The sequence below is a fragment of the Alteribacter natronophilus genome (assembly GCF_006007885.1).
GTDB lineage: Bacteria > Bacillota > Bacilli > Bacillales > Salisediminibacteriaceae > Alteribacter > Alteribacter natronophilus.
This window is the reverse complement of record NZ_VCRO01000001.1, coordinates 964721-991116: the sequence shown is the minus strand read 5'-3', so window position 1 is coordinate 991116 and position 26396 is coordinate 964721. Positions and strand designations below refer to the sequence as shown.

27 protein-coding genes and 1 riboswitch are annotated in these 26396 nt (G+C 47.9%); of the genes, 22 read left to right on the top strand and 5 right to left on the bottom strand.

The genetic code is table 11. The annotated features are described in order from the left end of the window. Positions 1 to 171 precede the first annotated feature (171 nt). Together FGB90_RS04935 and FGB90_RS04930 are read left to right on the top strand one after the other, a co-directional pair. A complete protein-coding gene (locus FGB90_RS04935; protein WP_138809433.1) occupies positions 172 to 891 on the top strand; it encodes a response regulator transcription factor in 720 nt (239 codons plus the stop codon). After that, positions 891 to 2654, top strand: coding sequence for an ATP-binding protein (locus tag FGB90_RS04930; protein ID WP_138809432.1), 1764 nt, complete (start codon positions 891 to 893; stop codon positions 2652 to 2654). Before FGB90_RS04935 ends, FGB90_RS04930 begins: the two co-directional genes overlap by 1 nt. A gap of 202 nt (positions 2655 to 2856) precedes the next feature. On the opposite strand, the gene FGB90_RS04925 is transcribed toward FGB90_RS04930, so the two are convergent. Then, positions 2857 to 3369, bottom strand: coding sequence for a MogA/MoaB family molybdenum cofactor biosynthesis protein (locus FGB90_RS04925; RefSeq protein ID WP_138809431.1), 513 nt, complete (start codon positions 3367 to 3369; stop codon positions 2857 to 2859). Between the two features lie 126 nt (positions 3370 to 3495). Then, positions 3496 to 3714: riboswitch (cobalamin riboswitch) on the top strand. Positions 3715 to 3955: 241 nt separating this feature from the next. Here FGB90_RS04925 and FGB90_RS04920 point away from each other — a divergent pair. Genes FGB90_RS04920 through FGB90_RS04905 form a run of 4 tightly spaced genes read left to right on the top strand, consistent with a single transcriptional unit; the run spans position 3956 to position 7755 of the window. Beyond that, positions 3956 to 4966, top strand: coding sequence for an ABC transporter substrate-binding protein (locus FGB90_RS04920; protein ID WP_138809430.1), 1011 nt, complete (start codon positions 3956 to 3958; stop codon positions 4964 to 4966). Next, positions 4935 to 6008, top strand: coding sequence for a FecCD family ABC transporter permease (locus FGB90_RS04915; protein WP_138809429.1), 1074 nt, complete (start codon positions 4935 to 4937; stop codon positions 6006 to 6008). The genes FGB90_RS04920 and FGB90_RS04915 overlap by 32 nt, the downstream gene beginning before the upstream one ends. Positions 6009 to 6013: 5 nt before the next feature. Next, positions 6014 to 7201, top strand: coding sequence for a heme ABC transporter ATP-binding protein (locus tag FGB90_RS04910; protein ID WP_171051704.1), 1188 nt, complete (start codon positions 6014 to 6016; stop codon positions 7199 to 7201). Further along, positions 7198 to 7755 carry a cob(I)yrinic acid a,c-diamide adenosyltransferase gene (locus FGB90_RS04905; RefSeq protein ID WP_138809427.1) on the top strand — a complete coding sequence of 186 codons (558 nt, stop codon included), beginning with the start codon at positions 7198 to 7200 and terminating at the stop codon, positions 7753 to 7755. Before FGB90_RS04910 ends, FGB90_RS04905 begins: the two co-directional genes overlap by 4 nt. A gap of 57 nt (positions 7756 to 7812) precedes the next feature. On the opposite strand, the gene FGB90_RS04900 is transcribed toward FGB90_RS04905, so the two are convergent. Next, positions 7813 to 8568, bottom strand: coding sequence for a SurA N-terminal domain-containing protein (locus FGB90_RS04900; RefSeq protein ID WP_171051703.1), 756 nt, complete (start codon positions 8566 to 8568; stop codon positions 7813 to 7815). Positions 8569 to 8807: 239 nt separating this feature from the next. On the opposite strand from FGB90_RS04900, the gene FGB90_RS04895 reads away from it, so the two are divergent. Then, a complete protein-coding gene (locus FGB90_RS04895; RefSeq protein WP_138809425.1) occupies positions 8808 to 9620 on the top strand; it encodes a histidinol-phosphatase in 813 nt (270 codons plus the stop codon). A 594-nt stretch (positions 9621 to 10214) separates the two neighbouring features. Here the strand turns inward: FGB90_RS04895 and serA are convergent. Next, complete coding sequence (gene serA / locus FGB90_RS04890) at positions 10215 to 11864, bottom strand: phosphoglycerate dehydrogenase (protein WP_138810013.1); 1650 nt, start codon at positions 11862 to 11864, stop codon at positions 10215 to 10217. A gap of 54 nt (positions 11865 to 11918) precedes the next feature. Here serA and FGB90_RS04885 point away from each other — a divergent pair, with 54 nt between their 5' ends. Further along, a complete protein-coding gene (locus tag FGB90_RS04885) occupies positions 11919 to 12980 on the top strand; it encodes a M14 family metallopeptidase (protein WP_138809424.1) in 1062 nt (353 codons plus the stop codon). A gap of 78 nt (positions 12981 to 13058) precedes the next feature. Here the strand turns inward: FGB90_RS04885 and FGB90_RS04880 are convergent, their stop codons facing one another. After that, a complete protein-coding gene (locus FGB90_RS04880; RefSeq protein WP_138809423.1) occupies positions 13059 to 13307 on the bottom strand; it encodes a ferredoxin in 249 nt (82 codons plus the stop codon). A gap of 241 nt (positions 13308 to 13548) precedes the next feature. Between FGB90_RS04880 and FGB90_RS04875 the strand changes: the two genes are divergently transcribed. The 5 genes from FGB90_RS04875 (at position 13549) to FGB90_RS04855 (ending at position 17572) form a co-directional block, all read left to right on the top strand. Beyond that, complete coding sequence (locus FGB90_RS04875; RefSeq protein ID WP_138809422.1) at positions 13549 to 14625, top strand: YpbB family protein; 1077 nt, start codon at positions 13549 to 13551, stop codon at positions 14623 to 14625. Continuing rightward, positions 14609 to 16162 carry a RecQ family ATP-dependent DNA helicase gene (locus FGB90_RS04870; RefSeq protein WP_138809421.1) on the top strand — a complete coding sequence of 518 codons (1554 nt, stop codon included), beginning with the start codon at positions 14609 to 14611 and terminating at the stop codon, positions 16160 to 16162. Before FGB90_RS04875 ends, FGB90_RS04870 begins: the two co-directional genes overlap by 17 nt. Further along, positions 16159 to 16749, top strand: coding sequence for a CPBP family intramembrane glutamic endopeptidase (locus FGB90_RS04865; RefSeq protein ID WP_138809420.1), 591 nt, complete (start codon positions 16159 to 16161; stop codon positions 16747 to 16749). Before FGB90_RS04870 ends, FGB90_RS04865 begins: the two co-directional genes overlap by 4 nt. A gap of 70 nt (positions 16750 to 16819) precedes the next feature. Beyond that, entirely contained in the window at positions 16820 to 17083 is a 264-nt protein-coding gene (locus FGB90_RS04860) for a hypothetical protein (RefSeq protein ID WP_138809419.1), read from the top strand. Positions 17084 to 17155: 72 nt separating this feature from the next. Beyond that, positions 17156 to 17572 carry a DUF2663 family protein gene (locus tag FGB90_RS04855; RefSeq protein ID WP_138809418.1) on the top strand — a complete coding sequence of 139 codons (417 nt, stop codon included), beginning with the start codon at positions 17156 to 17158 and terminating at the stop codon, positions 17570 to 17572. 129 nt (positions 17573 to 17701) lie between these two features. Here FGB90_RS04855 and FGB90_RS04850 read toward each other — a convergent pair whose 3' ends face one another. After that, positions 17702 to 17944 carry a hypothetical protein gene (locus FGB90_RS04850; RefSeq protein WP_138809417.1) on the bottom strand — a complete coding sequence of 81 codons (243 nt, stop codon included), beginning with the start codon at positions 17942 to 17944 and terminating at the stop codon, positions 17702 to 17704. A 188-nt stretch (positions 17945 to 18132) separates the two neighbouring features. Here FGB90_RS04850 and FGB90_RS20080 point away from each other — a divergent pair, with 188 nt between their 5' ends. The 9 genes from FGB90_RS20080 to FGB90_RS04810 all read left to right on the top strand — a co-directional run bounded on the left by FGB90_RS20080 (position 18133) and on the right by FGB90_RS04810 (position 26284). Then, entirely contained in the window at positions 18133 to 18264 is a 132-nt protein-coding gene (locus FGB90_RS20080) for a hypothetical protein (RefSeq protein ID WP_281280017.1), read from the top strand. Between the two features lie 28 nt (positions 18265 to 18292). Then, the gene (locus tag FGB90_RS04845) at positions 18293 to 18574 is read left to right on the top strand and encodes a hypothetical protein (RefSeq protein WP_138809416.1); all 282 of its coding nucleotides are present in this window, start codon (positions 18293 to 18295) and stop codon (positions 18572 to 18574) included. A gap of 136 nt (positions 18575 to 18710) precedes the next feature. Then, complete coding sequence (locus tag FGB90_RS04840; RefSeq protein ID WP_138809415.1) at positions 18711 to 20387, top strand: formate--tetrahydrofolate ligase; 1677 nt, start codon at positions 18711 to 18713, stop codon at positions 20385 to 20387. 440 nt (positions 20388 to 20827) lie between these two features. Further along, positions 20828 to 21199, top strand: coding sequence for a hypothetical protein (locus FGB90_RS04835; protein WP_138809414.1), 372 nt, complete (start codon positions 20828 to 20830; stop codon positions 21197 to 21199). A gap of 6 nt (positions 21200 to 21205) precedes the next feature. Next, the gene (locus FGB90_RS04830; protein WP_138809413.1) at positions 21206 to 21973 is read left to right on the top strand and encodes a metallophosphoesterase; all 768 of its coding nucleotides are present in this window, start codon (positions 21206 to 21208) and stop codon (positions 21971 to 21973) included. Positions 21974 to 22058: 85 nt separating this feature from the next. Then, a complete protein-coding gene (locus FGB90_RS04825) occupies positions 22059 to 22958 on the top strand; it encodes a MerR family transcriptional regulator (RefSeq protein ID WP_138809412.1) in 900 nt (299 codons plus the stop codon). A gap of 139 nt (positions 22959 to 23097) precedes the next feature. Next, positions 23098 to 23688 carry a genetic competence negative regulator gene (locus FGB90_RS04820; protein WP_138809411.1) on the top strand — a complete coding sequence of 197 codons (591 nt, stop codon included), beginning with the start codon at positions 23098 to 23100 and terminating at the stop codon, positions 23686 to 23688. Positions 23689 to 23870: 182 nt separating this feature from the next. After that, positions 23871 to 25166, top strand: a complete 1296-nt coding sequence (locus tag FGB90_RS04815) for a Glu/Leu/Phe/Val family dehydrogenase (protein ID WP_138809410.1) — start codon at positions 23871 to 23873, stop codon at positions 25164 to 25166. A 137-nt stretch (positions 25167 to 25303) separates the two neighbouring features. Further along, positions 25304 to 26284, top strand: coding sequence for a YpdA family putative bacillithiol disulfide reductase (locus tag FGB90_RS04810; protein ID WP_138809409.1), 981 nt, complete (start codon positions 25304 to 25306; stop codon positions 26282 to 26284). Positions 26285 to 26396: the final 112 nt, after the last annotated feature.

The following is a 26396-nucleotide window of genomic DNA, read 5'->3' as shown; positions in this document are numbered from 1 at the left end:
CTATGGGAAAAAGGGTACGTTACAAGGGAAGGGGCGGTATAAAATTCACCGGATTGACAAAGGTTTCGTGTCCATCCGGTGACGCTTTCATATTTGTAATGGTAAACTGAGAAAAGATAGGAGATTTTCACTGCCCAATATCGGAAGTTTTTGAACAGGAGGTATGCACGGATGGACACAACAGAAGCAAGACTCCTCGTTGTTGATGACGAAGAGCGGATCAGGCGATTACTCAAAATGTATCTCGAACGGGAAAACTATACCGTCGATGATGCAGAAAATGGAGAGAAAGCGCTGGAGATGGCAATGAATGAAGATTATGATCTGATCCTTCTCGATCTTATGATGCCTGGAATTGACGGCATCGAAGTCTGTGAGGAACTCAGAAAGTATAAAGCAACCCCGGTAATCATGCTTACCGCAAAAGGTGAGGAAGCAAACCGTGTTCAGGGGTTTGAAGCAGGAACTGACGATTATATTGTAAAGCCTTTCAGTCCCCGGGAAGTGGTGCTGAGGGTAAAAGCACTGCTTAGGCGTGCATCAACGACCAAATTCCTGCAGACCGAAACAGCTGCAAAGGATGTCATTGTATTTCCGCATCTCACAATCGATAATGATGCGCACCGTGTGCTGGTTGACGATGAGGAAATCAGCCTTACACCAAAGGAGTATGAGCTTCTTTTATATCTGGCGCAGGCACCGGATAAAGTCTTTGCCCGGGAGGATCTCCTGAAAAACGTATGGAACTATGAATTTTTCGGTGATCTCCGTACGGTTGATACCCATATAAAACGCCTCAGGGAAAAGCTTAATAAGATTTCCCCTGAAGCCGCCAATATGATTTCCACCGTATGGGGAATCGGTTATAAGTTCGAGGCTGGAAGACAGTAATGTTCTGGCGCAGCGTCGTTGGAAAACTATGGGCTACAATTCTCCTTCTGGTAAGTGTGGTTCTTCTTGTCCTCACAGTCCTCCTTCTGCAGTATTTTGACCGGTTTCACAGTGAACAGGCGGAGGAGCAGCTTCTCAATCATGCTTCTCTGATTGTCGGACTGATGGAGGATAATCATACGGGTGAAGCAGCCGTGGCTATGGGAAGCCGGATCGCAGATACTTATGCCACAAAGTCCGTCATCGTTCTTGATGAGGAGGAATACTGGTATTCTTCCGGCAGAACTTCCAGGGAACTGCCGATCGAACTTTTTTATTCCGACAGTGAGTTGGCCAGGGTCATGTCAGAAAGGGAAACCGTGGTGCAGCGCGGGGGATATGAACTGAATGGGGGAGGCGGCGAATATCAGGACCTCCTGCTTGTCGGAAAACCCTTTATCTCGGATGGACAGACAGGAGCTGTTTATCTCTATCAGCCGCTTGATATCGTAGAGGAGGCTTCCGCACAGACAAAAAACATTATCTTTCTCAGTGCGGGTGTAGCCATTGTCCTGACCACTGTATTTGCATTTTTTTTAACAACCAGAATTACGGCTCCGCTTCGAAGGATGAGAAAAGCTTCTCTGGAAGTGGCAAAAGGGAATTTCAACGCAAAAGTACCGATCCAGACGAGTGATGAAATCGGTCTTCTTGCCATGGCGTTTAACAGGATGGCAAGAACACTGAACGTAAACCTGGCTGCACTCAATCGTGAGAAAGAACAGCTGTCCCGTATTCTGAGTTCCATGGCGGATGGGGTTATTACTGTTGACCGGCGGGGGGAAATGAAAGTAATGAACCCGCCTGCTGAGTCCTTTGCCGCTGCCTGGCGTTTTGAGAACGGTTCTGAGAGCGATTCCGACCTGCCTGAGGAAATTGGCGAACTGTACAGAAAGGTTCTGGAAAACGAAGAGGAACAGATTGTTGAAGTGGATGTTCAGGGACGCAACTGGGTGATCGTCATGACTCCGCTTTACGATGACAGTAATATACGCGGGGCTGTGGCTGTGCTGAGGGACATGACCGAAGAGCGTCTTCACGACAAGCTCAGGAAGGATTTTGTCGCAAACGTATCCCATGAGCTCCGTACTCCCATTTCCATGCTGCAGGGGTACAGTGAAGCCATTATTGATGACATTGCAGGTTCTGAGGAAGAAAAGAAGGAACTGGCACAAATCATTTATGATGAGTCCCTCAGGATGGGACGGCTTGTAAACGAACTTCTGGATCTTGCCAGAATGGAAGCAGGCCACATTCAGCTTAACGTGGATGAGACGGATCTTCGTGAGTTTGCCAAACGGGTATTTAAAAAGTTTACAACGGTGGCAAATGAACACAATGTGGAACTTTCCGGGGAGATCGGCCATGTAAGCCGGAATCTTGCTGTGGATGAAGACAGAATGGAGCAGGTTCTGACCAACCTTCTTGATAACGCCGTTCGCCATACGCCGGAAAACGGACGTGTCACTCTGGTACTTGAAGAAGAGGAGAATGGAGTCAGATTTGACGTAAAGGACACCGGGTGCGGTATACCTGAGGAAGATCTTCCGTTTGTGTTTGAACGGTTCTATAAAGCTGATAAAGCACGGACCCGTGGAAGAGCAGGTACAGGGCTCGGCCTGGCGATTGTGAAGAATATCGTTCATGCTCATAAGGGGAAAGTGTCGGTACACAGTAAAGTGAATGAAGGTACAACTTTTTCCGTGTTTATTCCGGAAAATTAGGCTGTGTTTGATACTGCCGATACATCAGAAACATCGCTTGAAACAGCAGGTGGGAGGTCTGTCCCGGCCAGCTGAAGCCTTGCCCGGGGCAAGCGGGTGTTTTACTGAATAATCAGCTATTAGAATACTGAATACAGGAAAAGGCTCTCACCCATGGTGAGGGCCCTTTTTATTAGCCGGGTTTTGCCACAGCGGCGTTTTTTTACCTATCCTTCCTGATCTCCCGCACCACATGCCCCAGTTCAGGAATAATCAGCTCCTCCATCGCCAGCCGGACAGCGCCGCTGGAGCCGGGGGTGGAAAAGACCGCAGTACTGCCCCGCACCCCTGCTGTGGCTCTGCTGAGCATGGCTGCCGGGCCGATATCCTTTTCGTAGCTCAGGTACCTGAAAAGTTCCCCGAAGCCCGGTATTGTTTTATCAAGAATAGCCTCTGCAGCTTCAAAAGTTGTGTCCCTCAGGGCAATGCCTGTACCTCCATTAATCAGAACAGCTGCCGTGTCTACCCGGGCATCTGCCTCCATGACCGCTTCCTGTACTGCTGTATAGTCATCCTTGATGATCTTATACTCGGTAATCCGGTGACCGTTTTCCTTAAGTTTCCCGATCATAAGCTGCCCGCTTCGGTCTGTTTCTTCTGTTCTGGTATCGGACACTGTAACGACCATGCAGCCGACAGAGTCCGGGGCTTCACGTTTATGCTGATTTACGCTCATTATCAGCCCTCCCTTCCTGAATTCTATTCATCTATTGTAAGGGATTTCATAAACAGAGACCAGAAATAAGATAATCTGTGACGAATGTTTAATAGTGTTGTATAATAAAACGAGTAAATGAACTTCATACGTCTGCTGCTTTAAGGTCACGCTGTAACAGGCGTGCGAAAAGGGAAGCCGGTGAAAATCCGGCACGGTCCCGCCACTGTAAGTGTGCCGGCTGTGATCATTGTGTATTGTATACGCAATTTGGATCGCGTTCCATTCCACTGTCAAAATGACGGGAAGGAAGATAACAGCCCCATGTGCACGAGTCAGGAGACCTGCCTTAAAGTATTTTATGCCTTCGGGAAAAAGGTAATAGCAGTGAAAAACGGGATCACAGACTGTATGTCTGTTTTCCGGTATTTTTCATATGCACATCTTTCCGCTTTGAAGGCTTACTTCAAAGCTTTTTTGTATGGCTGCAGTCAGGCTCCGGGTAACAAAGTGCCAGCCGTTGCTCCGGGCATGCTGAAGGCTATCGCGAACTCCTTCTTCCGGACGTTGGGCATTTACACATAATACATATAAGGGAGAGAGAAAGATGAAAAGGGCTTTTTTAACAACGGTAATCGGCAGCACAATGGTCATTGCGGCAGCCTGCGGAGGTACCGACGATGCAGCTGTGGAAAATGATGAAAATGGGGTCAATGACACGGATCAGGCCGGTGAGGAAGACAGCGTGGATGTAACAGATGAAGACACAGATGATCAGGAGGATGATCAGGCCTTTCCTGTTACTGTTGAGGATGCGAGGGGAGAGGCAGTTACGCTTGACGAAGAACCTGCTGAAGTTATTTCCCTTGTCCCGAGTAATACCGAACTGATTTACGGACTTGATGCTTGGGATCAGCTGACTGCTGTTACAGCAAATGATGACTATCCCCCTGAAGTCAGCGAGATGGATACAGTGGGAGATATGTCAATCGACGTGGAGCAGGTTATTGAGATGGATCCTGATCTGGTAATGGCCAGTATTATTAACCAGCCTGATGAGATTAATCAGATTGAGGATGCGGGGATTACTGTTGTGGTTCTTAATGATGCCAATAGTTTTGAAGAACTGTTCGACGTTATTGAGCTTGCGGGCTCAGCACTGGGCAGAACCGATGAAGCAGATGACCTTATTTCCGAAATGGAACAGACAGTCGAAGAAGTAAGGGAAACAGGGGCAGAGATTCCGGAAGATGAGCGGGCAACTGTCTGGTTCGAAGTCAGCGAAGACCTTTACACTACAGGTTCGGGAACCTTTGCCGATGAAATGCTGACGCTGATCGGAGCCGATAATGTGGCTGGAGAAGAAGAGATGTGGGTGCAGTTCACCGAAGAAGACGTAGTGAGCCGGAACCCGGATGTGATCGTTCTTACGTACGGGGCATACACGGAGGATGCACGGGGACAGGTACTTGATCGATCTGCATGGCAGAGTGTGCCTGCTGTGGAAAACGAGCGGATTTATGAACTGGAAGACCCTAATACAGTAACCCGCCAGGGGCCCCGTATGATAGAAGGACTGCAGACACTTGCCGAAATTATCTACCCTGACCGCTATTAGAAAGCAGGCCGCCTGGAAATATGCCCTGGCCCTGATCGTCCTTTTACTTGCGGTGACAGTCGGAACAGGTATTGGCAGTGTCACAATACCACCCGGAGAGGTAATAAGAATTCTTCTTCAGATGCTTCCGGGTATTACAGCAGGGGAGCTTGAACCGTCACGAGTCCACATTGTCACCGAAATCCGTCTGCCCCGTGTCCTTCTGGCAGTGTTCGCAGGTGCCTCTCTTGCTGCAGCCGGTGCTGCATTTCAGGGTCTGCTCCGTAATCCGCTTGCTGATCCATATACGCTGGGGGCTTCTTCCGGTGCAGCAGTCGGTGCTGTCGGGGTGATCTATTTCGGGATTACCCTGCCTGTACTTGGCAGCTTTACCCTGCCTGTGGCTGCAATTGCAGGAGGGATTTTTTCACTGTATCTCGTGCTTTTATTTGCAAGAGTAGTGAGCCGGACGATGGCAGTGGAAACCATTATTCTTGTGGGGATAGTGCTGAGCTCATTCCTGGGCTCTTTTATCTCCCTGATGATCGCACTGAGCGGCGAAGAGCTGAGGCAGATTATTCACTGGCTGATGGGATCGGTGGGAATGAGAGGGTGGACTCATGTAGGGCTGATTGTACCCTTTTTCATTGCCGGATCAGCTTTCCTTTTATTCAACTGGCGTGAACTGAATGTGTTTGCATTCGGGGAACAGTCTGCACGGCATCTCGGCATCGACGTAAAGCGAAAAAAACAGGTGATAGTAACGGGAGCTGCCATTCTGACAGGGGCTGCTGTGGCGGTATCAGGTATGATCGGGTTTGTTGGTCTGGTGGTTCCTCACTTCGTAAGGCTCCTGACGGGCCCGGATCATAAACATCTTGTCCCACTCTCAGCTATTGCCGGTGGTGCGTTCCTGGTGTTCGCAGATGTGATTGCCAGAACAATTCTCTCACCCCAGGAACTCCCCATTGGCGTCATTACTGCTCTTATAGGAGCTCCTGTTTTTGGTGTGATCCTTATAACAAGGCTGAGAGATAAAGCGGCCAATCCCAGGAAGGTGTGAGTATATTGATAAGAGCAGACCGGGTCAGCGCTGGATATGGCAGCGAAAAAATCGTTGATGAGCTGTCTTTTCATGTGAAAAAAGGTGAAATGTACGGAATTCTCGGCCCAAATGGATGCGGTAAAACGACCCTCCTGAAAACCTTTACCGGGTCCCTTAAGCCTTTTGAAGGCGAGATATATGTTGATGGAAAATCATCAGGGAACTACAGCGCCAATGAAATGGCACAAGTAACTGCTGTTCTTCCACAGCACCACGAACAATCCTTTTCCTTTACCGTAAAAGAAGTGGTGGCAATGGGGCGATATCCGTATAAAAAAGGACTCTTCACCTTTACTGACGAAGAAGATGAGAGAGTGATCGGAAGAGTCATGGAGGAGCTGAACCTTATTCACTACAGGAATACACCGCTGAATCTCCTCAGCGGGGGAGAGCAGCAGCGTGTGTTTCTTGCCCGGGCGCTGGTTCAGGAACCACGGCTTCTCCTTCTCGACGAGCCGACAAACCACCTGGATCTTTCCTACCAGGTGGGACTAATGACGATCATTCACAGACTTGTCCGTGAAGAGGGACTTACTGTTATTGCTGTCCTGCACGATATTAATCTTGCTGCGATGTACTGTGACCGGATTCTATTGCTTAAAGAAGGAAGGATCCATGGTGAGGGTGAGCCTTGCCGGATGCTGACACCTGAACGTCTCTCTGAAGTGTATGACGTACCCGCTGCCACAGTCCCCCACCCGGAGGTCCCGGTACCCCTGGTTACGTGCCGGCCTTTTAATGCTGCAGGTAAACGGGTGCCGTTTTTCTCATTTGAGGAAAGGGAGGATAGCCTTACAGTTGTAAGTGATACACCACTGCGGACATTTCGGACCGGACACGGTGGTGAACCATTCAGCTGGGAAAAAGAACTGCCGGCAGGAAAGGGACAGCGGACTGAAAAACAGTCATCTGACTGGACTCTTTTCATGTTTCAGAACGAAGGAATCCTGGAGCTGACCCTGATTGTAAATGGGAGCATTCAGGACAGCGAAGCCGTTTCCCTGTCCATTCTGCTCGCGCGTTCATTCCCGGCTATTTCAGTCTACAGCATTGCGGGTTTCCCGGGAGAAAAAAAGTCTATTAATGAAGACAGGCTGATACAGGATGCTGCAGGGTGTCTGGCAATGATGAAAGAGGAGGCGAAAGGATGAAGATCTATACAAAAAAAGGTGATCAGGGTAAAACGTCGCTGATCGGAAAACGGGTAGCTAAAAATCACCTCCGTGTAAATGCCTACGGAACGGTGGATGAACTGAACAGTTTTATCGGGAGAGCTGTGGCCGGTCTCGGCGAAAAAGCAGGGGAGGACGTTCCGGCGGAGCTTACCGCCATTCAGCAGCAGCTGTTTGACCTCGGGGCAGATCTTGCAAATGTCACAGACGAACCGGTATATAAAACAAAGGAAGCCTATATTGACACGCTCGAAAAAGCGATCGACAGATACTGGGATGAAGCACCTGAAATCAGGACTTTCGTACTTCCCGGCGGCAGTCAGTCCGCGGCGGATCTGCACGTGTGCCGGACTGTTGCCAGAAGGGCCGAACGTGAAATTACAGCTGCTATGACTGAAGAGGAAATTCCCGGTGTTATTCTACAGTATGTAAATCGGCTGTCTGATTACCTGTTTGCAGCGGCCAGAGTGGTTAATTTCCGGGAGGGCAATAAGGACGTCCTATATAAAAGCAATTCAGATGTCTTTAAATAGTACAGAAAAGCCTGTCCGAAATTAAACGGACAGGCTTTTGTTATTTGATGTTACTGATTAAACGTGGATTTCGATGTCACTTTCCTCGCGAAGCTGTTCAACATATTTCTGCTGCTTCACGTTCTTCTCGATTTCGTCGCGAACATCATCGAACTCACCCATTTCAGGGTTCTGCATCTGCTGCATTTCATACATCTGCTCGACTTCTTCGTCTGAAACTTCAATTGCATCTTCTTCAAGGTGATCAAGTTCAAGAAGCTGGGAAACAACACTGTTTTTGCGGATGTCTTCCATTAGATCTTCTTCAGTAAATCCACTGGCTTCAAGGGCCTGCTCAAATTCCTCGTCTTCTTCAAACTGGCCGCGGATCTGGGCATACTGCTCTTCTACTTCGTCTTCGTCAGCGGAAATGCCCTGATTGTCTGCTTCCTGAAGAAGAATTCTCTCGGTCACAAGCTCATCAACGTACATTTCTTCCTGCATCTGCATCATTTCCTGGAATTCCTCTTCTTCAGGATCCATTCCCTGCTGCATGAGCATCTCCTCGACCTGTTCCATCTGCTGATCCAGGTGTCCGCGTGTCACTTCTTCGCCGTTGACAGTTGCTATTGTTTCACTGCTGTCTGTATCTGCAGCTGCATCCTCATCTGCGTCCTCATCTTCATCTTCTTCAGCATCCTGATCGATTTGTTCACCGTTTTCGGTGTCTGCACCATTATTTTCTTCAGGGGCTTCACCATCACCGCAGGCGGCAAAAACTGAAATGGCTGTAACAGCCACCCCGATTGTCAGCGTCTTTTGGAGGCGTTTCATGTACATCACCTTTCTGGGTTGAAATTAGTATCTTTATTGCTGGTACCAACTGTATCACAATTGAAACGCGGGTTTCAAACTTACAAATCTCCAAAAGTATGAAAAAAGGGGCAATTCATATAAAAACTGCCGAATGTAATCGAAGGCTGTTATGATGGAAAAGAGTGGATAAGATCAGGATAAGACAGGACAGGAAAACCATTAAAATCCAAGAGTAAAAAGAAACCGGGGGTAGGACCATGAGGACTGACTATCACAATCATCTGGAAAAAGGGACATTAACGCTCGAGTATTTAAAACAGTTCGCAAAAAAAGCAGATGAGGAAGGCATTCGTGAGTTTGGGATCTCGGAGCATGCGTATCATTTTTATGAAACAGCGGATATTCTGAGCAATGAATGGGTGGATGCACGCAGGTGGTACACGATGAAGGAGTACACAGATCTCTTCAGGGAAGCAGAACGGGAAGGTCTAAATGTAAAAATGTCGATAGAAATGGACTATACTCCGGGAAAGCACGAGGAAATGGCGGAATTTATACAGGCTTATCCGTTCGATTATGTAATCGGAAGTATTCACTGGGTCGGGAATTTCGGAATTGATCTAGCAGAATACAGAAAAGAGTGGGACAGAAGAGATGTGAAAGAGGTCTACAGACACTACTTTGACCAGGTTGTCACCCTGGCACAAAGTAACCTGTTTGATGTGATCGGTCATCTGGATCTGGTAAAGATTTTCGGTTACGTCCCTGATGACAGGGAGTTCCTTTTATCTGAATATGAACGGATTACATCTGAGCTGGCTGAATCCAAAACATGTGTGGAAATCAGTACGGCCGGTCTCAGAAAGCCGGTAGGGCGAATGTATCCGGAACCTGAACTTCTGGCCATGTGCCGCCGTAAAGGGATTCCGATTGTGCTTTCCTCCGATGCCCACGAACCGGAGCATGTAGGGTACAGATATCAGGATGCCGTTAAACTTGCCAGGGAAGCGGGTTACAGCAAGGTGATGACCTTCAGTGAAGGACGGAGAAAAGAAGAAGATTTGACGTGACAGGCGGACGTTTTCTGCGAGCATCGCTTAACATAAGGATCCCACCGATATAGTGATGCTGCGGGGATTTAACTAAATCAGAAGGTATCCTTTTTGTGTAAACTTTCGTTGATTGTTCAAAAATACACCCGCTTGCCCCGGGCAAGGCTTCAGCTGGCCGGGAGGGGCACTTCTGCTTCTTCCTCTGCAGGTTGATCTTCGAAGCTGTCTGCGTCGAAGCAGCTCGAAGCATTCACAGGATGCAAACACTCGCAGCTCTTGCTTTTCCCGCAGGCGTCTCGTGATTTTTGAACAATCAACCTCAAGATACTTACCAGATCAAAAGGAGGCTTAGTCATAAGGCAAGTGTTTAGATTAGAATACAACCAAAAAGCTGACAAGCGGATGAAATTTTCGCCGACTCCTGCGGGAGGAAAAGCGCATGTGAGACCACGCAGGGCGAAGCACGCGGAGGCTCAGCCGCTTCCCGCGGAAAGCGGCGGCATTTCAGGAGCGATTTACCTGCGACGCATATTGATTGTTAGGATTTTTATCTGTAAAAACACTTCTGCCCAGCCCCTTTCTTATCAGCCGGGAACAACTTACAGTACGACTTTAAAGCTCTATAACCGTAACCCGGTTGATTTCACTGACCTGCTGAAGCCCCCGTACGGTTTCATCGGCAACTTCCTTATCCACAGTAAGCATCATCATCGCTTCACCGCCTTCAGTTCTGCGCCCAACCTGCATTGTGGCGATATTGACACCATGACTGCCAAGAAGCTGACCGACGCTTCCGATTACACCGGGTTTATCAGTATGGCTGATAAAGAGCTGGTGGTCCGATGGCTGAAAATCTGCCGAAAAGTGGTCAATCTTAATAAAGCGGATACCGAAATCACGATTTGACGTCCCTGTCAGGGAAAATGAATGATCCTCACCCTCTGCACGAATGGTGATAAGACTCTGATAACCACTCTCTTCCTGGGTACGCTTTTCCGTCCATGAAACGTCTCTCTGCCGTGCAATATACGTGGCATTCACATCATTCACATAGGAGTCGACGCGGTTTCTGAAAAAACCCTTCAAAGCAGCACGGGTTAAAAGCGAGGTGTCCTGTTCCGCAACTTCCCCGGAGTAGGTGACGGTAATCTCTTTTACCGGGATCTGCATAAAAATCGAAGACATTCTTCCCATCTTCTCTGCAAGGTCATAAAAAGGACGCACTTTTTTAACCTGCTCTCCGGGTATATGAGGGTAATTGAGTGCATGGGTCACACTTTTTCCCTGTGAGAAAGCTATAATTTCCTCCGACACCTGCCGGGCAACGCTGAGCTGGGCTTCGCGGGTGGAAGCGGCAATGTGCGGTGTAAGTATGATATTGTCCGCATCCCTGAGGGGCGACTGGAGGAGGGGTTCGTTTTCAAACACATCCAGAGCGGCTCCGCCAATTCTGCCTTCGCGTACGGCTCCTGCAAGTGCTTCTTCATCCACAATACCGCCACGGGCACAATTCAGAAGATACGCACCCGTTTTCATTACATGTAAGGCTTCCTGTCCGATCAGACCTCTCGTTTCTTTCGTCAGAGGGGTGTGGATGGTGAGAATGTCAGCATGAGACAGAACTTCTGTCAGGTCCCCGCTTTTAACACCGGCTTTCTCCGCCCTTTCCGAAGTAAGGAACGGATCGTATACAGTTACATTCATTCTGAAGGCCTTAGCTCTAGAAGCAATCTCGGTGCCTATTCTTCCGAAACCGATTATGCCCAGATGCTTCCCGTAGAGCTCAGTTCCTTCAAATTTCTTTCTCGTCCACTCACCTTCCTTAACAGAAAGGTGGGCCTGGGGGATCTTGCGCAGCAGAGCCATCATCATGGCAAATGTATGTTCACAGGTGGAAATGGTATTCCCATCCGGAGCGTTAATGACGATAATCCCTTTTCTTGTGGCGGCCTCAATATCAATGTTGTCTGTACCCACACCGGCTCTTCCGATGAGCTGCAGTCCGGGCAGCTTTTTAAGAGCTTCTTCGGTGACCTGGGTGGCACTCCTTACAATCAGGGCGCGGATGGCCGGAAGAGGATGTTCAATTTCCTCAAGAGAACGCTCTATAACCCGGATGTTCGGGATTGCCAGTAATGGAGCCAGGCCTTCACTGCTTACAGGATCAGATACGAGTACATTGAAAGTGTTTTCCGAAACAGTCTGTGACAATACATGAACCTCCCTGTCTGTTCTGATAATTCTGATTTGTACGCATATCATATCATGAAGGAAGTACATTCGTAATCATTATTCACCGGGATCGGGGGGACTTTTGTGAAATCATATACTGCCGAAAGAGGAGATACCGTTTATCGTATTGCAGCACTTTTTGCTGTGAGTCCGCACAGACTGTGTGAAATCAACCCTGTTCTTGAGGAGCCTGACAGTTACATTGCACCCGGTACGGTAATTCAGGTACCGGATTCAGCAGGAGCGGCAGGCTGCACAAGAAAGAAAGGGGTCTGCACGGAGCCTTTTCACTTACGTGATGTAGATGCTTTTCGTGAAAAATGGCTCGAGACAGGGCTGATTCAATGTGAAACTATTGGACATTCAGTTATGAACCAGCCGATTTATGCCTTTACGTGCGGATCCGGAAAGAAGCAGGTTTTCTATTCAGGAGGCTGGCATGCAAATGAATGGATGACAAGTAAATTTCTCTGTGAATGGCTTGATGAAGTGGCAGAGGCGGTCATCAGGGATGAAGCATGTTTCGGATACGATGTGGCGGCCCTCCTTAAGGAAATTACGCTGTATGTTGTACCAATGGTGAATCCGGATGGCATTGAACTTGTCCAGCAGGGTAATTATCCCGGCCATCCCTTTTATGAAAAAATACAGTTTATTAACAGGGGTGGAGAAATGTTTGACCACTGGTCTGCAAACATCAGGGGAGTGGACCTGAATCATCAGTGGCCTGCAGGGTGGCAGAAAGAAGCAGATGAAAGCCCTCCGAGACCCTGGCCCCGGCATTACAGCGGACGGGCAGCCCTTACTGAACCGGAGGCCCAGGCTGTACACAGATTTACATTAAATCATGACTTTGCCTATGTTATAGCTTTTCACTCCCAGGGTCAGATGATTTTCTGGGGTTATAAAGGATTTGAGCCGCCGGAAAGTAAGGAGATGGTCTGCAGGCTCTCACGGAACAGCTCCTACGTACCGGTGCATACAGCAGACAGTGATGGAGGGTATAAGGACTGGTTTATTCAGGAGACCGGGCGTCCGGGATTTACAGTTGAACTCGGCACAGGGACCAATCCGCTGCCATTTCGTGCATTCAGCGAAATATGGGCAAACGGTGTGCCGCTGGCACTTGAGGGTCTCGTTCTTTAATAGACAGTAATTTAATTATGTAAACTAAACGAAGTCGTAAAAACCACCATTCCGGAAAGGAAAGGTGGTTTTTCTGCCCTATTCAAACTTAAGGGGATCTCCCTCGAACGATTCATCTGCCACTTTAATTGAATCTGTCGGACAGCCATCGAATGCATCTTCCATGTCTTCATGAAGTTCATCCGGAACTGCCTTAGTTCCTTCGTTGTCATCCAGAATAACAAACGCAATACCGTCATCATCGTAATCGTAAATGTCCGGTGCTGCAGCTCCGCAGGCTCCACACGCGATGCAAGTGTCTTTGTCTACAATTGTATACTTTGCCATTACTATTACCTCCCGTTTATGTTAAGGCTGACCCTTTAATTTTCTATTATGTAAAAAGGGGTTTATTAAGAACAATGAAATGTCTTTACTCACTTAATCATTATTGTAAATGTTCTCACCCCTACTTTCAATAGAAAATATCAGGGTAACTCTGCTCAGAGGGTCTCCTTATGCTGGCCTCATCCGATCCTGTCTTTTATAATATTGGAAGATGGACTTCCGGTAAGAAGGAGGAAAGGGCATGGATGTTGAGAAGTGGCTGTTTTTAACGATGACTGAACGTCTGAAGGGACAGCGGACAGGCAGTGGTGCGGTCTACCTGTTAAATGGTAAACGTTCCTCGCAGACTCTGCAGGATGCATCGTTGTTTTATGTTTTACCTTTAACAGGCAGTTTAAAACATCGATCTGTGACAGATGTTCACGGTATATTAAGCACACTTGCCGCCTCCGGGCTTGTGAGGGAAACAGACCGTGGTCTCATTGACCTTACCAGGGAGGGGCTCAGTATGAAGCAGAAGCTTGATACCACGTACACTCTTCCTGAGCACTATAATGCCGGGCGCTTTGAATGGAACGGCGAGGCGGACTGGTTCTGGAAAAGGCTTTCCCTCTATATCCAGTCTCTCTCCTCTGTAATGGCAGGAATAAAGACATTTATTCCGATTCAGTACGATTACAGCGTCCAGTCCTGGGTAAGGGACAATTTTCCTTCTTCCCGTCAGGAAAGAGAGGACGCAGCAGCTTCCCTTTATTCTGAACTCAGTTCCATTTTATCGGCATTGAGTGATGAATATGCTTCCCTTTTTGTAAGACGGCTTTCCTCAGGTCACCGCGCCGGTGAATCGTTTACTCAGCTGGCCGGGGAAACGGGTGATCCGAACTTTACGTATATTCGTTTTCGTTCCTGTCTGCACTTTATCCTCGCCAGACTGAGTGAATCACGCTCAGGAAAGAAATATATCCTGCAGAATTTCATGAAGCCGGAAGAAGAGCGTACGCTTATGTCCCGATCAGCAAGGGAAACTCTGGACCTTCTGCTTGAAGGTAAAACGATGAAGGAGATCGGACAGATCCGCAGACTGAGGCGGAGCACACTTGAAGACCATGTAGTGGAAATAACAATGATGCATTCCGGATTCGATGCTTCACGGTTTGTCAGCAGCTCAAAACTCGAACTTGTAAAAAATACTGCAGAAGCACTTGGAACAAACCGGCTGAAAGTGATTAAGGATACTCTCGGTTCTGACATTGATTATTTTACGATACGTCTTGCACTGGCTGAAATGAAAGGAGATCCTCATGCACAAACCTTCTGAGGAAGAGCTGAAACATCTTTTCGGTTTCCGGGCTTTCCGAAAAGGTCAAAAAGAAATCATTGCAAAAATCCTTGCAGGACATGATGTGCTTGCTGTACTTCCGACAGGGACAGGAAAGACGCTTTGCTACCAGTACCCCTCAAGGATTCTCAAGGGTATGACTATAGTTGTCTCACCTTTGTTATCCCTTATGGAGGATCAGGTTCATCAGCTTAAAGCCATGGGAGAAAAAGGAGCATGTGCATTAAATTCACACGTTTCCTTCCGTGACAGAGAACGCATCCTCGCTTCCCTGAATGACCGTTCCATACTGTTTGTTTCGCCTGAAATGCTTCAGAACAGGGAAGTGACGGCGAGTCTTTCGAGAGTCAGGACCGGCCTTTTTGCAGTCGATGAAGCTCACTGCATTTCCCAGTGGGGACATGAATTCCGGACCGACTACCTTAAACTTGCCCAAGTCAGAGAGGAACTTGGCAATCCCCCCTGTCTCGCTCTCACGGCAACGGCAACAGAAAAAGTGCAGGAGGATATCATCTCCCACCTGAAGCTCGAAAGACTTTCGCGCTGTGTGCACTCGGTGGACAGGCCGAACATTTCCCTTCACATCAAAAAGGCGGGCACATATGAAGAAAAAGAACTGACCCTCGTCCAGACAGTAAATCAGTTAAAGGGACCAGGGATTGTGTACACTGCAACCAGGGCAGAAGCTGATCTCCTGGCGGTAAAACTCCGGCACCGGTGCGGGTTAAGAGCTGCCTCCTATCATGGCGGGATGGAAAAAGAAGACCGTCTTCTCGTTCAGCAGCAGTTTGTCCGGGATGAAACGGATGTAGTCTGCTGTACGAACGCGTTTGGAATGGGAATTAATAAACCGAATATACGGTTCGTCGTACATTATCATATCCCTCAGAGTCCGGAACACTATGTCCAGGAAACAGGCAGGGCAGGAAGGGGCGGAGGGCAGGCGTGTGCAGTTCTTGTTTATCAGGAGGAAGACAGACATCTCCCCTTATCCATGATCGTTTCCGATCTTCCGACAGATGATGAAATCGACCTGCTTTACTCAGTACTGAAAACAGTGCGGCCGGGCGCGGGCCCCCCGACTGCCGACGAAGCGGTAAAATCCTGCGTATCCTCGGAATCCAAAGAACGTCTGCTCTGTTTTTATCTCGATCAGGAAGGATTAATCGGTGAAGACGGGAGAATAATCATGACAAATGCCGGAAGCTCGAAACAGCGTCTGAAGAACAGGTTCCAAAAGCGGAAAAAAGAGAAAGAAAGCCAGTTTTTCAGCATGGAAAGCATGGTGAAAGATCATGAAAGCTGTACGAGGGAGCTGCTGCTGAATTATTTTGGTGAGGCGAAGACCGTGAGTCCGGTCCCGTGCTGCAGCAGCTGTGGGGATTCTCCTTTTTCATTTCAGATGGTTAAAACATCCGCATCTGAAGGGACGGGGGAAGCAGGCACTTCGTGGGAAAGCCTTCTCAGCAGGATCTTTCATCAGGATATTGGGCAGAAGAGGACAGGGCACCATTGAACAGACAGGCAAAAGTAATCAGCAGGCTGACCGATGGTGAACTTCTTCTCAACCTTTATCTCTCACAGGGAATTATGCTTCTTGTTGCACTTTTTGCCTCACGCCTTTTACTGGGTGGCTGGTTTGAGCCGTTTACCCTGATAGAATGGAACATGGGAGCTGTATTTACAGGACTTGCTGTTGCGGCTGCAGTGGTTCTTCTGGAATGGCTCTGTATCCGGATCCTCCCTGCAAAGTGGCTGGACGATGGAGGAATCAATGAGCGCATTTTTAAGAACCGCTCCGTTGTTCATATTGCTGTTATTTCCTTTGTGGTTGCCGTCTCCGAGGAAGTACTATTCAGGGGAGTCATCCAGACTTCGGCGGGCATTATAGCTGCTTCTGTACTGTTTGCACTGATTCATTTCAGATACCTTCATCACCCGTTTCTGTTCACCTTTACCGTAGGCCTCAGTTTTCTGCTTGGTTACGTTTATCTTATTACAGGGAATCTGCTGACCGTAATCAGTGCCCATTTCTTTATTGATGCCATTCTTGGTCTGGCAATAAAATACGGTTGGTTTGAAAAAAACGGAAAAAATCGATAATACCTCCTATTTACAAATGGCCGGATACCCACGAAAATGGTAAAAAGCATACAAAAGAGGTGAACAGAAAATGGCAGCCGAACAGCTTTCCCGGACAGACAGACAGCAGCATCTGCCGGAGGAAGAATGGTCCTCAGCCGATGCGGCTGATCTTCCTCCCCGAAGTGTAGTGAGAAAACAGAGGGAAAAAGAGAAAAGGGAGCAGCAGATTAAAGAGCAGGAAACAGATAGTGATGTGGCTGTATCTGTACATATTCCCATTGTCAGGCTGATGATGATCCTGTTTTTCCTGCTCGTATTCGGTGTGATTACCTATCCTGTCTGGGGGTCCTGATCTCCCCCGTCCAAAGCATGAACACAGCTTCGCCTTCATAGGCTGTAACAGGACAGACTTCAGGAGGCGGAAATGAGCAGCAGGGAAAAAAGCTTTTATGCAGAATTTATGACGAATGCACTTGTAAAGGCGAAGGAGAAGGAGAAAAGAGCCTACAGGCTGATTCAGCGTGCAGGCTGGATGCATCTTGCAGTTTTATGGGCTGCCGTTTTCTATATGGCTTTCGGCATTTTTATGCAGTATCACAGTTCCTTTTACATTACCGCTATTCTTCACGACCCGGTAATGATCATCCTGATTTTCCTGACAGTAATTACGTTCAAGTATGCAGATATGAAAAAGAAGCAGCTGGACAAGGCTGAAAAAAATACAGACAGACTGCGGACGGAGGTTATTGACCGGAGCAGTGAGATCTGGGCAGGGGAAAACAGGGAGCGGATTTATGCCGAATTTCTGGAAAAGTATAATATCAATCTTTATCATAAATAAGAAGTGCGAAACGGAGCGGATGAAAAATACGCAGACGCTCTTCCCGGCACAGAACTGCCGGAAATGGAAAAAAGGACATGGCCCTGGCCGTGTCCTTTTTCATCGGGGTATTTAGAGGATTACGTCTGATCAGGAAGTTTTAAGTTCCCTTGAAGGTCTTGAGCCGGGCAGTCCAAAGAATGCGCATCCGTTTCTTTTAAACCTTCTGCCATGGATGAGTACCGTTTCATCCGAGAGATCCTGAATTTTTCCGTAAGCAATCGTTCTGCAGGTAGTCAGGCAGAATACTTCAACAGGGTACCCCAGATTGATATTATGGATGAACTCCGCGTCAGTAACTAACGAGCGGTTTTTCCATTTATGCAGGGTCATCGGAATCCTCCTTTATATTATCAGAAAATTTAAATAATTGTTATTTTAATTATACTTACTCAGGGAAATCAATGCAAGGCGGTTTTGGAAATTGGGCCTGTCCTTATTTTGCCGGGAAGGTCGCTTTCTTTTTAACAATACGTACAGCGGCTCATATACTGTACTGTATTTAAAAAGAGGTGAAGTCTGTGAGCGATAACAGTTCTCTCGGTTATGCCATCCTGCTTGTTGTCACGATATTCGTTTTTATAACGTTCGCTGCCGGTCTGGGGGCAAGCAGTAATGGGGAAAACGGAGGTTTTGTGGTTATATCAACCTGACCGGGGCAGAGAGTGGCGGTGATACGGCGTGAACAAAAAGGGAAAAGGACAAAACGGTGAACAGAAAAATCCCTATACAGAAGAGCTGGGACCTTTAAGCCCTCAGCAGATTGCTGTCATTCTCGCCATGCTGACAAATGTCCTGAGGGTTAAAGCTGTACTGATTACCGTTGACCAGACAGTGGAGGTCGTCCTACAGGGAAATCTGAGGAAACAGAAAAAGGAAATACAGAATATGCTCAACGAACTGAGTGAGGATAAAGTGGACGAATGGATGAGAATGCTGCAGAAGTTTAACAGCGATGATTAAAGGAGGGAGGGCAGACATGTTCTCTCTTTTTTCGTTCAAATTGCTGTAATTTCCCCGTAAATCCGATACAATGTAAAGGGTTACATAATCAATTACTCCAGCTGGAAAATGCTGCAGATAAAAGGAGTGTGCTTGCATGAGTGTGAAGTCGGATATTGAAATTGCACAGGCGTGTACCATGAAGCCGATCCGGGAGATTGTTGAAAATCTCGGTTTAAGAGAAGAGGAGTGGGAACCGTACGGCCATTATAAAGCCAAGATTTCCCTCGATGTGATGGACAGGCTTGATGAGCGTGAGGATGGAAAGGTTATTCTGGTGACGGCGATTAACCCTACCCCTGCAGGTGAAGGAAAATCAACCTGTACGGTCGGCCTCGGCCAGGCGTTAAACAGAATCGGAAAAAATGCGATTATTGCACTGAGGGAACCGTCTCTCGGACCAACGATGGGGATAAAAGGCGGCGCAGCAGGGGGAGGGTATTCCCAGGTCGTGCCGATGGAGGACATCAATCTCCATTTTACCGGGGATATTCATGCCATTACTACAGCTCACAATGCTCTGGCAGCAATGATGGATAATCATATCCACCGTGGAAATGAACTCGGTATCGATGTAAGAAAAGTAGTGTGGAAACGTGTAATGGATATGAACGACCGCTCACTCCGTGAGGTCGTCGTCGGTCTGGGCGGCCCGTTAAAAGGAGTGCCGCGCCAGTCCGGTTTTGACATTACGGTGGCTTCCGAAATTATGGCGATCCTCTGCCTCGCTGTAGATCTTAAGGATCTTAAAAAGCGTCTCGCGGACATGGTCGTTGCCTACACAGCTGATGATCAGCCGATTACCTGTGCTGACCTGGGAGCGGAAGGGGCACTGACACTTCTTTTAAAGGATGCTGTTAAACCGAACCTTGTACAGACGCTGGAAAACACACCTGCACTGGTTCACGGCGGACCGTTTGCCAACATAGCCCACGGCTGTAACAGTGTAATAGCCACGAACATGGCTTCGCGACTTGCGGATTATGTGGTGACAGAGGCAGGTTTTGGGGCGGATCTCGGTGCTGAGAAATTTCTTGATATTAAAGCCCGTGCAGGAGGCATTGACCCCGACCTGGTAGTGATCGTTGCAACAGTCCGGGCGCTTAAAATGCATGGCGGTGTACCGAAAGACCAGCTCAAGGAAGAAAATACAGAGGCACTGCAAAAAGGGCTTGCAAATCTTGAAAAGCATGTGGAAACCATCCGTGGTTTCGGGCTCCCTCATGTAGTGGCAGTCAACCGCTTTATTCACGATACGGACGCAGAAATTAATCTTCTTATGGACTGGTGTGAAGAGCAGGGAATTAATGTTGAACTTGCTGACGTCTGGTCAGACGGAGGAGAAGGAGGGCGTGCACTTGCGGAACGTGCTGTCTCCATTATTGAACAGGATGACAAGGACTTTACACCTGTCTACGATGTAAATGAATCCATTGAAGAAAAGATCAGGCTTATCGCCACAAAAGTATACGGTGCCGAAGGTGTTGAATTCAGTCCTTACGCCAGAAAGCAGATAGCAGATTATAACCGCTACGGCTGGGATAAACTTCCGATCTGCATGGCCAAGACACAGTACTCTCTTTCGGATGATCCCGCTATGCTTGGACGGCCCGAGGGCTTTACCATTACGGTGAGGGAACTTAAACCTTCAGTGGGAGCAGGATTCATCGTTGCCCTTACCGGGGATGTTATGACGATGCCGGGACTTCCGCAGAAGCCGGCAGCACTCAATATGGATGTTGATGAGAACGGAAAAGCTGTAGGGCTGTTTTAATTGGCTGTGTTCGTATAAATTGTTGTTATTGACCAAATTATGATGCAGCGAAAGGCGACGACTCCAGCGGGAATAGCATCAGGTGCGAGCGTTTACAGCCTGTGATTGCTTCGAGCTGCTTCGACGCATACAGCTTCGAAGCTTATCTTGCAGAGGAAGAAGCAGAAGCACTCCCCAGGAGGCTGAAGCGATGCCCGCGGAAAGCGTCCGCCTGGAGCGGAATAACACAACAATCTTTCCGAAAACAGCTTTTTAATTAAAGAAGCCGCCTGGTATAAAGAATCAGCAGTCTGCACTGTGTGATTGCGGGGCTGGCACGGCTGGGGGATATTCCCTCTTCTGTGTCAGCCTCTTTTTCATATTCGCCCTCGCAATGTGCCATGCCTGTTCATAATATGACAGCAGACACGAGCCGTCAGAAAAACAGGAGGGGAATGAATGTGAAGGGGAGGCATCTTTTTTATATGTACTTAGGTGGACTGTTTCTGAGCATCCACGGTCTTCGTTTCTTTTCATCCCAGCCATTCGGGGACACCGGCAGTCTCACAGCCTCTCTGGTGTTTTCCCCTTTTTCATGGTTTACTGCCATTCTTACGTTTACGGGCGGGTTTTTCCTGTTATCGAGAATCATCAAAGGAAGTATTGAAGGATTCGTCCATGGTCAGGGAATCCGGCGGTTCGCTGCAGTCTTTTTTACCTGCTCTGCGCTGACAGCTTTTTTTGGATGGGCCGCTCTACTCCTTACAGTTCTGGCCTTTCTCTATGGTATAATGGACGCTGTTGACAGCACATTTCACAGTGAAAGTGAGTAAAGAAGAATGATATATTTTCTGATTGCAGCAGCGGTAACAGCGGGGCTGGCTGCTGTACATATGGTATACCTGGCGAGGAATTACAGAGTGACACATGAAACAGCAGGTTTGCCAATCAAAATGAGAACCCGGAAAGTACTATTCATTTCCGACATTCACCGCCGCTCGGTGAAAAGCCTTGTCAGGGACCTGGAGCAGGGACATACAGATATGGTCTGGATTGCAGGGGATCTTGCCGAAAAAGGTGTCCCACGGCAGCGGATTGAAACAAATATCAGACTGCTTAAACGTCTCGCACCTGTTATTTTTGTCTGGGGAAACAATGATTACGAATGGCCTTCGGACGCACTTGAAAAACTACTGAAAGAAAACGGTGTTCAAATACTGAAAGACGACTGTCTGATTTTCGAAGAAGAATACGGTACATGGTGTCTTGCAGGTACAGACGATCTGACTTCAGGACAGCCGGACTTCCCATTGCTGAATAGTAAACTTACCGGTTATGCAGTACTTCTTGCTCATAATCCGGAGACAGTAAATTCATTTGCTCCGGGTACATTCCGGTACGCACTGACGGGACATACACACGGAGGCCAGATCAGGCTGGGTCCTTTTGGAATAGCCGAACGGGGCGGCTGGAAGTACAGAAACGGGACGAGGCTTCTGATCAGCGAGGGATTTGGTACGACCCGGCTTCCTTTCCGGCTCGGTACAAGATCAGAATGCCATATGATCAGAATCTGCACAGATGAACAAACAATATCCAAAGGTTAGACAAAGTTTACACACAAGCGTCGTGAGGGTATACTGTACAAAATAAGGTATAACAGGCACAGGCCTGGCGAAAGGAGGGAACAAAATGAACCGAAAGGAAGGGAAGTACAATATTAAAGCTGTTTCTAAATTACTCGGTATACAGGCAGGCACGCTCAGGGCCTGGGAGCGAAGATATGAAATTATTGAACCTGTCAGGAATCAGGCCGGTCACAGACTTTATACAGATGAACATGTAGCCATTCTGAAATGGCTCCTCAATAAAGTGGAGAAGGGGTTCACAATAGGACAGGCAGTCGGCCTCCTTGAAGATGAGGAAATAACCGAAATCGGAACCGAGTCAGAGCAGCACGATGACAGGGTCTCGGGAATGAGGAACGACCTGCTGGATGCACTGCTTCATTTCAGGGAACAGAAGAGTAACCAGATTCTCGATCAGGCTTTTGCGATGTTTACAGTGGAAAAGGTGATGAACGGGATTCTTGTTGACCTCCTGTATGAAGTCGGCCAGCTGTGGGAAAAAGGGGAGATAACCACTGCACACGAGCATTATATTTCCGCTTTCCTCCGGACAAAAATCGGGAGTATTTTCCACACGCTTCCTACAGATGGACTGCTTCCGAGAGTGATCTGCGTCTGCGGGCCAGATGAAACTCACGAAATCGGACTTCTCATTTTTACGCTCTATCTCAGAAGACGGGGGTATGAGGTTATTTACCTTGGTGCTGGGATTCCGGAAAAGGACCTTGCCACAGTGGTTGAACAGGTAGCCCCATCAATGCTTTTTATGTCCTGTACAATAGACGCTCATCTGCATCAGACTCTCCGGCTCGGGGAAAGTTTAAGAAGAGACTTTCCGACTCTTAGAGTGGGGGTTGGAGGGGCGGCGGTACAGACCCTCGGTCCCGAAGATCAGAGTGAATATGGGGAAATGCTTGTAGGAAGCTGTAATGATGAATGGGACATCTGGATAAGGGGCACTTAGAATAGGCGGAGTGTCGAACCAATTTTCCTCCTTTACATATTGTATTAATAAACAGTGTCACAACGAAGTGATTTGCAGGGTGTTCGATGTAAACGTCCGGTCCCTTCTTAAAAGTGACAGCCTTCAAGGAGGGTCGTCCATGCGCCTGGAACGTTTGGCCTACGACAAAATCAAGATATTTCTTACATTCGATGATTTGAAGGATCGCGGGATTTCCAAAGAAGAACTGTGGATGGATGTTCCGAAAGTACATGATTTATTCAGGGAAATGATTCTTGAAGCAAGCAGGGAACTGGGTTTCGATCCTGACGGGCCTGTTGTTGTCGAAGTGTTCTCCCTTCCTGCCCAGGGTATGGTTATTATCGTATCCAAATCCAGTGAGGAAGTGGACACAGAAGACGAAAGCTTCGATGATTCCTATATCGAACTGCAGATTACTCTGGGAGAGACCGAGGACATTGTTTATGAATGCCATGACTTTGAAGATGTCATTCAGCTGTGTCACCGGCTTAATCAGCTCGGAGTAGATGCAGGGACGCTCATCTCTTTTTCGGGGAAGTACTTTCTTCATTTCACCGAGCAGGATCTGCTGGATGATGCGGATTCATTCATTGCCGTCCTTGCTGAATACGGCCAGAGCTCCCACGTTACCATTCACCGTCTTCTGGAATACGGAACGATAATTATGAAAGAGCAGGCTGTAAAACACATGGTTTCGTATTTTAAATAATTTAACAGCCCTTTCATGCGGCTGCTGCTTTTAGAAATTGGAAGCAGCAGCTCATTATTTTCCCTGAAATAGTGAATCAGTAGTGGAAAAATGACGGCAGGTTCTTTATAGTAGTAAGTGAACAGACATGTTCAGCTTACATTTACACATAAGCTTACATATAAGACGCTGAGGTGAAATGAATGGAAGGAAACGGGAAGACTGAAAACGGAAAAGCCGGGGGAAACAAAGAGAAGGCGGTCAGACAGGATGTACTTACGTCTACGCGTACTGTTGTAAAAACGGCACTCGACAAACTGGGTTATCCGCAGGAAGTATTCGAACTGATGAAAGAGCCTTTGCGGATGATGACAGTACGGATTCCTGTACGCATGGACGATGGGTCAATCGAAGTGTTTACCGGTTACCGTGCCCAGCACAACGATGCTGTCGGCCCGACAAAAGGCGGCGTTCGTTTTCACCCGGATGTCTCAGAAACCGAAGTGAAAGCGCTGTCAATATGGATGAGCCTGAAAGCAGGCATTGTGGATCTTCCTTATGGTGGAGGTAAAGGAGGAATTGTCTGTGACCCGCGAAAGATGTCCTTTCCGGAACTCGAACGGCTCAGCCGCGGATACGTAAGGGCAATCAGTCAGATAGTGGGTCCAACAAAGGATATACCGGCTCCGGATGTGTTCACCAACTCCCAGATTATGGCCTGGATGATGGATGAATACAGCCGAATGAAAGAGTTTGATTCACCAGGTTTTATTACAGGCAAACCGATTGTACTTGGAGGTTCCCACGGCCGTGAATCTGCAACAGCAAAAGGTGTAACGATATGTATTTATGAGGCAGCCAAGAAAAAGGGCATCAATATCGAAGGGGCCCGGGTGGTCATTCAGGGCTTCGGGAATGCCGGCAGTTTCCTGGCTAAATTTATGCATGACGCGGGGGCAAAAGTAGTGGGAATATCCGATGTTTACGGTGCTCTCCATGACCCTGACGGTCTTGATATCGATTATCTGCTGGACAGACGCGACAGCTTTGGCACAGTTTCGAACCTGTTTAAGGAAACCCTGACTAATGAGGAACTCCTCGAACTGGACTGCGACATCCTTGTGCCGGCAGCTATAGAAAATCAGATTACAGAGGAAAATGCCGACAGCGTCAAAGCTCGAATTGTCGTTGAAGCGGCCAATGGTCCTACAACCATTGAAGCAACGAGAATGCTGAGTGAGCGGGACGTTCTGCTTGTACCCGATGTTCTGGCGAGTGCCGGAGGTGTGACCGTATCCTACTTCGAATGGGTTCAGAACAATCAGGGATATTACTGGTCCGAGCAGGAAGTTGAAGAAAGGCTGGAAAAAGTAATGGTCAGTTCTTTTGATAATATATACCGGCTCGCTACCTCAAGAAATGTGGATATGCGTCTCGCAGCCTATATGGTCGGTGTCAGAAAAATGGCAGAAGCAAGCCGTTTCAGAGGCTGGATCTGACCGTGCTGCAGCTGTGGTGATGAAACAGAAAGGCTCCCTGGACAAGGGGGCTTTTTTTATATGTTCCCGCTTGCCTAAACAGTGCGGATTATGTTTTAGTTATTAACAGACAATAAGAAAAAAGGATGATATCAGCTGTGACTAAAGAAAAAGCGATTATTATCGGAGCGGGTCCCTGCGGCCTTGCTGCTGCAATCGCCCTTAAAAATAAAGGAATCGAAGCTCTCGTTATTGAGCGGGGAAATGTTGTTAACGCCATTTATAATTATCCCACCCATCAGCAGTTTTTCAGCACGAGTGAAAAGCTTGCGATCGGTGATATCCCTTTTTACAGCACGGAAAGAAAGCCGAAACGAAATGAAGCGCTTGTCTACTACAGACAGGTAGTCAAGGAAAAGCAGCTTCGTATACATGCGTATGAGGAAGTGACATCAGTTAGGAAAAACGAAGAAGGTGTTTTTGCCGTTACCACCAGACAGGGCGGGGAGAACAGAACCTATTCGGCGGAAAATGTGATCGTGGCTACCGGTTATTATGACTCACCGAATCTTATGGGGATCGAAGGGGAGAATCAGCCCCACGTGTTTCATTACTTCAAGGAAGCCCACCCGTATTTTCATCAGCGTGTCTGTGTGATTGGGGGGAAAAACTCTGCGGTGGATGCTGCGCTTGAACTTGAAAAAGCCGGTGCTGATGTAACCGTGCTCTACAGAGGTGACGGATATTCAAAAAGTATTAAGCCATGGATCCTCCCCGAGTTTGACGGTCTTGTTAAAAAGGACGAAATCAGAATGTTTTTCGGTGCAGGTGTGACAGAAATTACCGAGGATCGAGTGATCTTCACGGATCGTGAAGGCAGGAAACAGAGCACGCCTTGCGATTTTGTCTTTGCCATGACCGGATATCGGCCTGATCATTCCTTTATCCGGGAAATGGGTGTGGATATTGACGATGAATCGGGCCGGCCCCTTTTCAACGGAGATACGATGGAAACGAACGTAAATGGTATTTTTATTGCAGGGGTTATTGCGGCAGGAAACAATGCCAACGAAATTTTTATTGAAAACGGCAGGCATCACGGAGAATCGATTGCAGATACAATCGCAGCGAGAGGATAAAAGTAAGGCAGCCCGGACGTTATCGGAGCTGCCTTTTAAGATTGGCTGTTTTAGGACGGAGGCTGAAGTGATGCCCGCGTAAAGCGCTCACCTGAAGTGAGGATTACCCTTG

Excerpts from the sequence above, each read along its gene's own strand:
- FGB90_RS04935 (WP_138809433.1), top strand. The coding sequence starts at position 172 with ATGGACACAACAGAAGCAAGACTCCTCGTTGTTGATGACGAAGAGCGG.
- FGB90_RS04930 (WP_138809432.1), top strand. The coding sequence starts at position 891 with ATGTTCTGGCGCAGCGTCGTTGGAAAACTATGGGCTACAATTCTCCTT.
- FGB90_RS04925 (WP_138809431.1), bottom strand. The coding sequence starts at position 3,369 with ATGAGCGTAAATCAGCATAAACGTGAAGCCCCGGACTCTGTCGGCTGC.
- FGB90_RS04920 (WP_138809430.1), top strand. The coding sequence starts at position 3,956 with ATGAAAAGGGCTTTTTTAACAACGGTAATCGGCAGCACAATGGTCATT.
- FGB90_RS04905 (WP_138809427.1), top strand. The coding sequence starts at position 7,198 with ATGAAGATCTATACAAAAAAAGGTGATCAGGGTAAAACGTCGCTGATC.
- FGB90_RS04900 (WP_171051703.1), bottom strand. The coding sequence starts at position 8,568 with ATGAAACGCCTCCAAAAGACGCTGACAATCGGGGTGGCTGTTACAGCC.
- FGB90_RS04895 (WP_138809425.1), top strand. The coding sequence starts at position 8,808 with ATGAGGACTGACTATCACAATCATCTGGAAAAAGGGACATTAACGCTC.
- serA (WP_138810013.1), bottom strand. The coding sequence starts at position 11,864 with ATGATATGCGTACAAATCAGAATTATCAGAACAGACAGGGAGGTTCAT.
- FGB90_RS04880 (WP_138809423.1), bottom strand. The coding sequence starts at position 13,307 with ATGGCAAAGTATACAATTGTAGACAAAGACACTTGCATCGCGTGTGGA.
- FGB90_RS04875 (WP_138809422.1), top strand. The coding sequence starts at position 13,549 with ATGGATGTTGAGAAGTGGCTGTTTTTAACGATGACTGAACGTCTGAAG.
- FGB90_RS04870 (WP_138809421.1), top strand. The coding sequence starts at position 14,609 with ATGCACAAACCTTCTGAGGAAGAGCTGAAACATCTTTTCGGTTTCCGG.
- FGB90_RS04860 (WP_138809419.1), top strand. The coding sequence starts at position 16,820 with ATGGCAGCCGAACAGCTTTCCCGGACAGACAGACAGCAGCATCTGCCG.
- FGB90_RS04855 (WP_138809418.1), top strand. The coding sequence starts at position 17,156 with ATGAGCAGCAGGGAAAAAAGCTTTTATGCAGAATTTATGACGAATGCA.
- FGB90_RS04850 (WP_138809417.1), bottom strand. The coding sequence starts at position 17,944 with ATGACCCTGCATAAATGGAAAAACCGCTCGTTAGTTACTGACGCGGAG.
- FGB90_RS04840 (WP_138809415.1), top strand. The coding sequence starts at position 18,711 with ATGAGTGTGAAGTCGGATATTGAAATTGCACAGGCGTGTACCATGAAG.
- FGB90_RS04830 (WP_138809413.1), top strand. The coding sequence starts at position 21,206 with ATGATATATTTTCTGATTGCAGCAGCGGTAACAGCGGGGCTGGCTGCT.
- FGB90_RS04825 (WP_138809412.1), top strand. The coding sequence starts at position 22,059 with ATGAACCGAAAGGAAGGGAAGTACAATATTAAAGCTGTTTCTAAATTA.
- FGB90_RS04820 (WP_138809411.1), top strand. The coding sequence starts at position 23,098 with ATGCGCCTGGAACGTTTGGCCTACGACAAAATCAAGATATTTCTTACA.
- FGB90_RS04815 (WP_138809410.1), top strand. The coding sequence starts at position 23,871 with ATGGAAGGAAACGGGAAGACTGAAAACGGAAAAGCCGGGGGAAACAAA.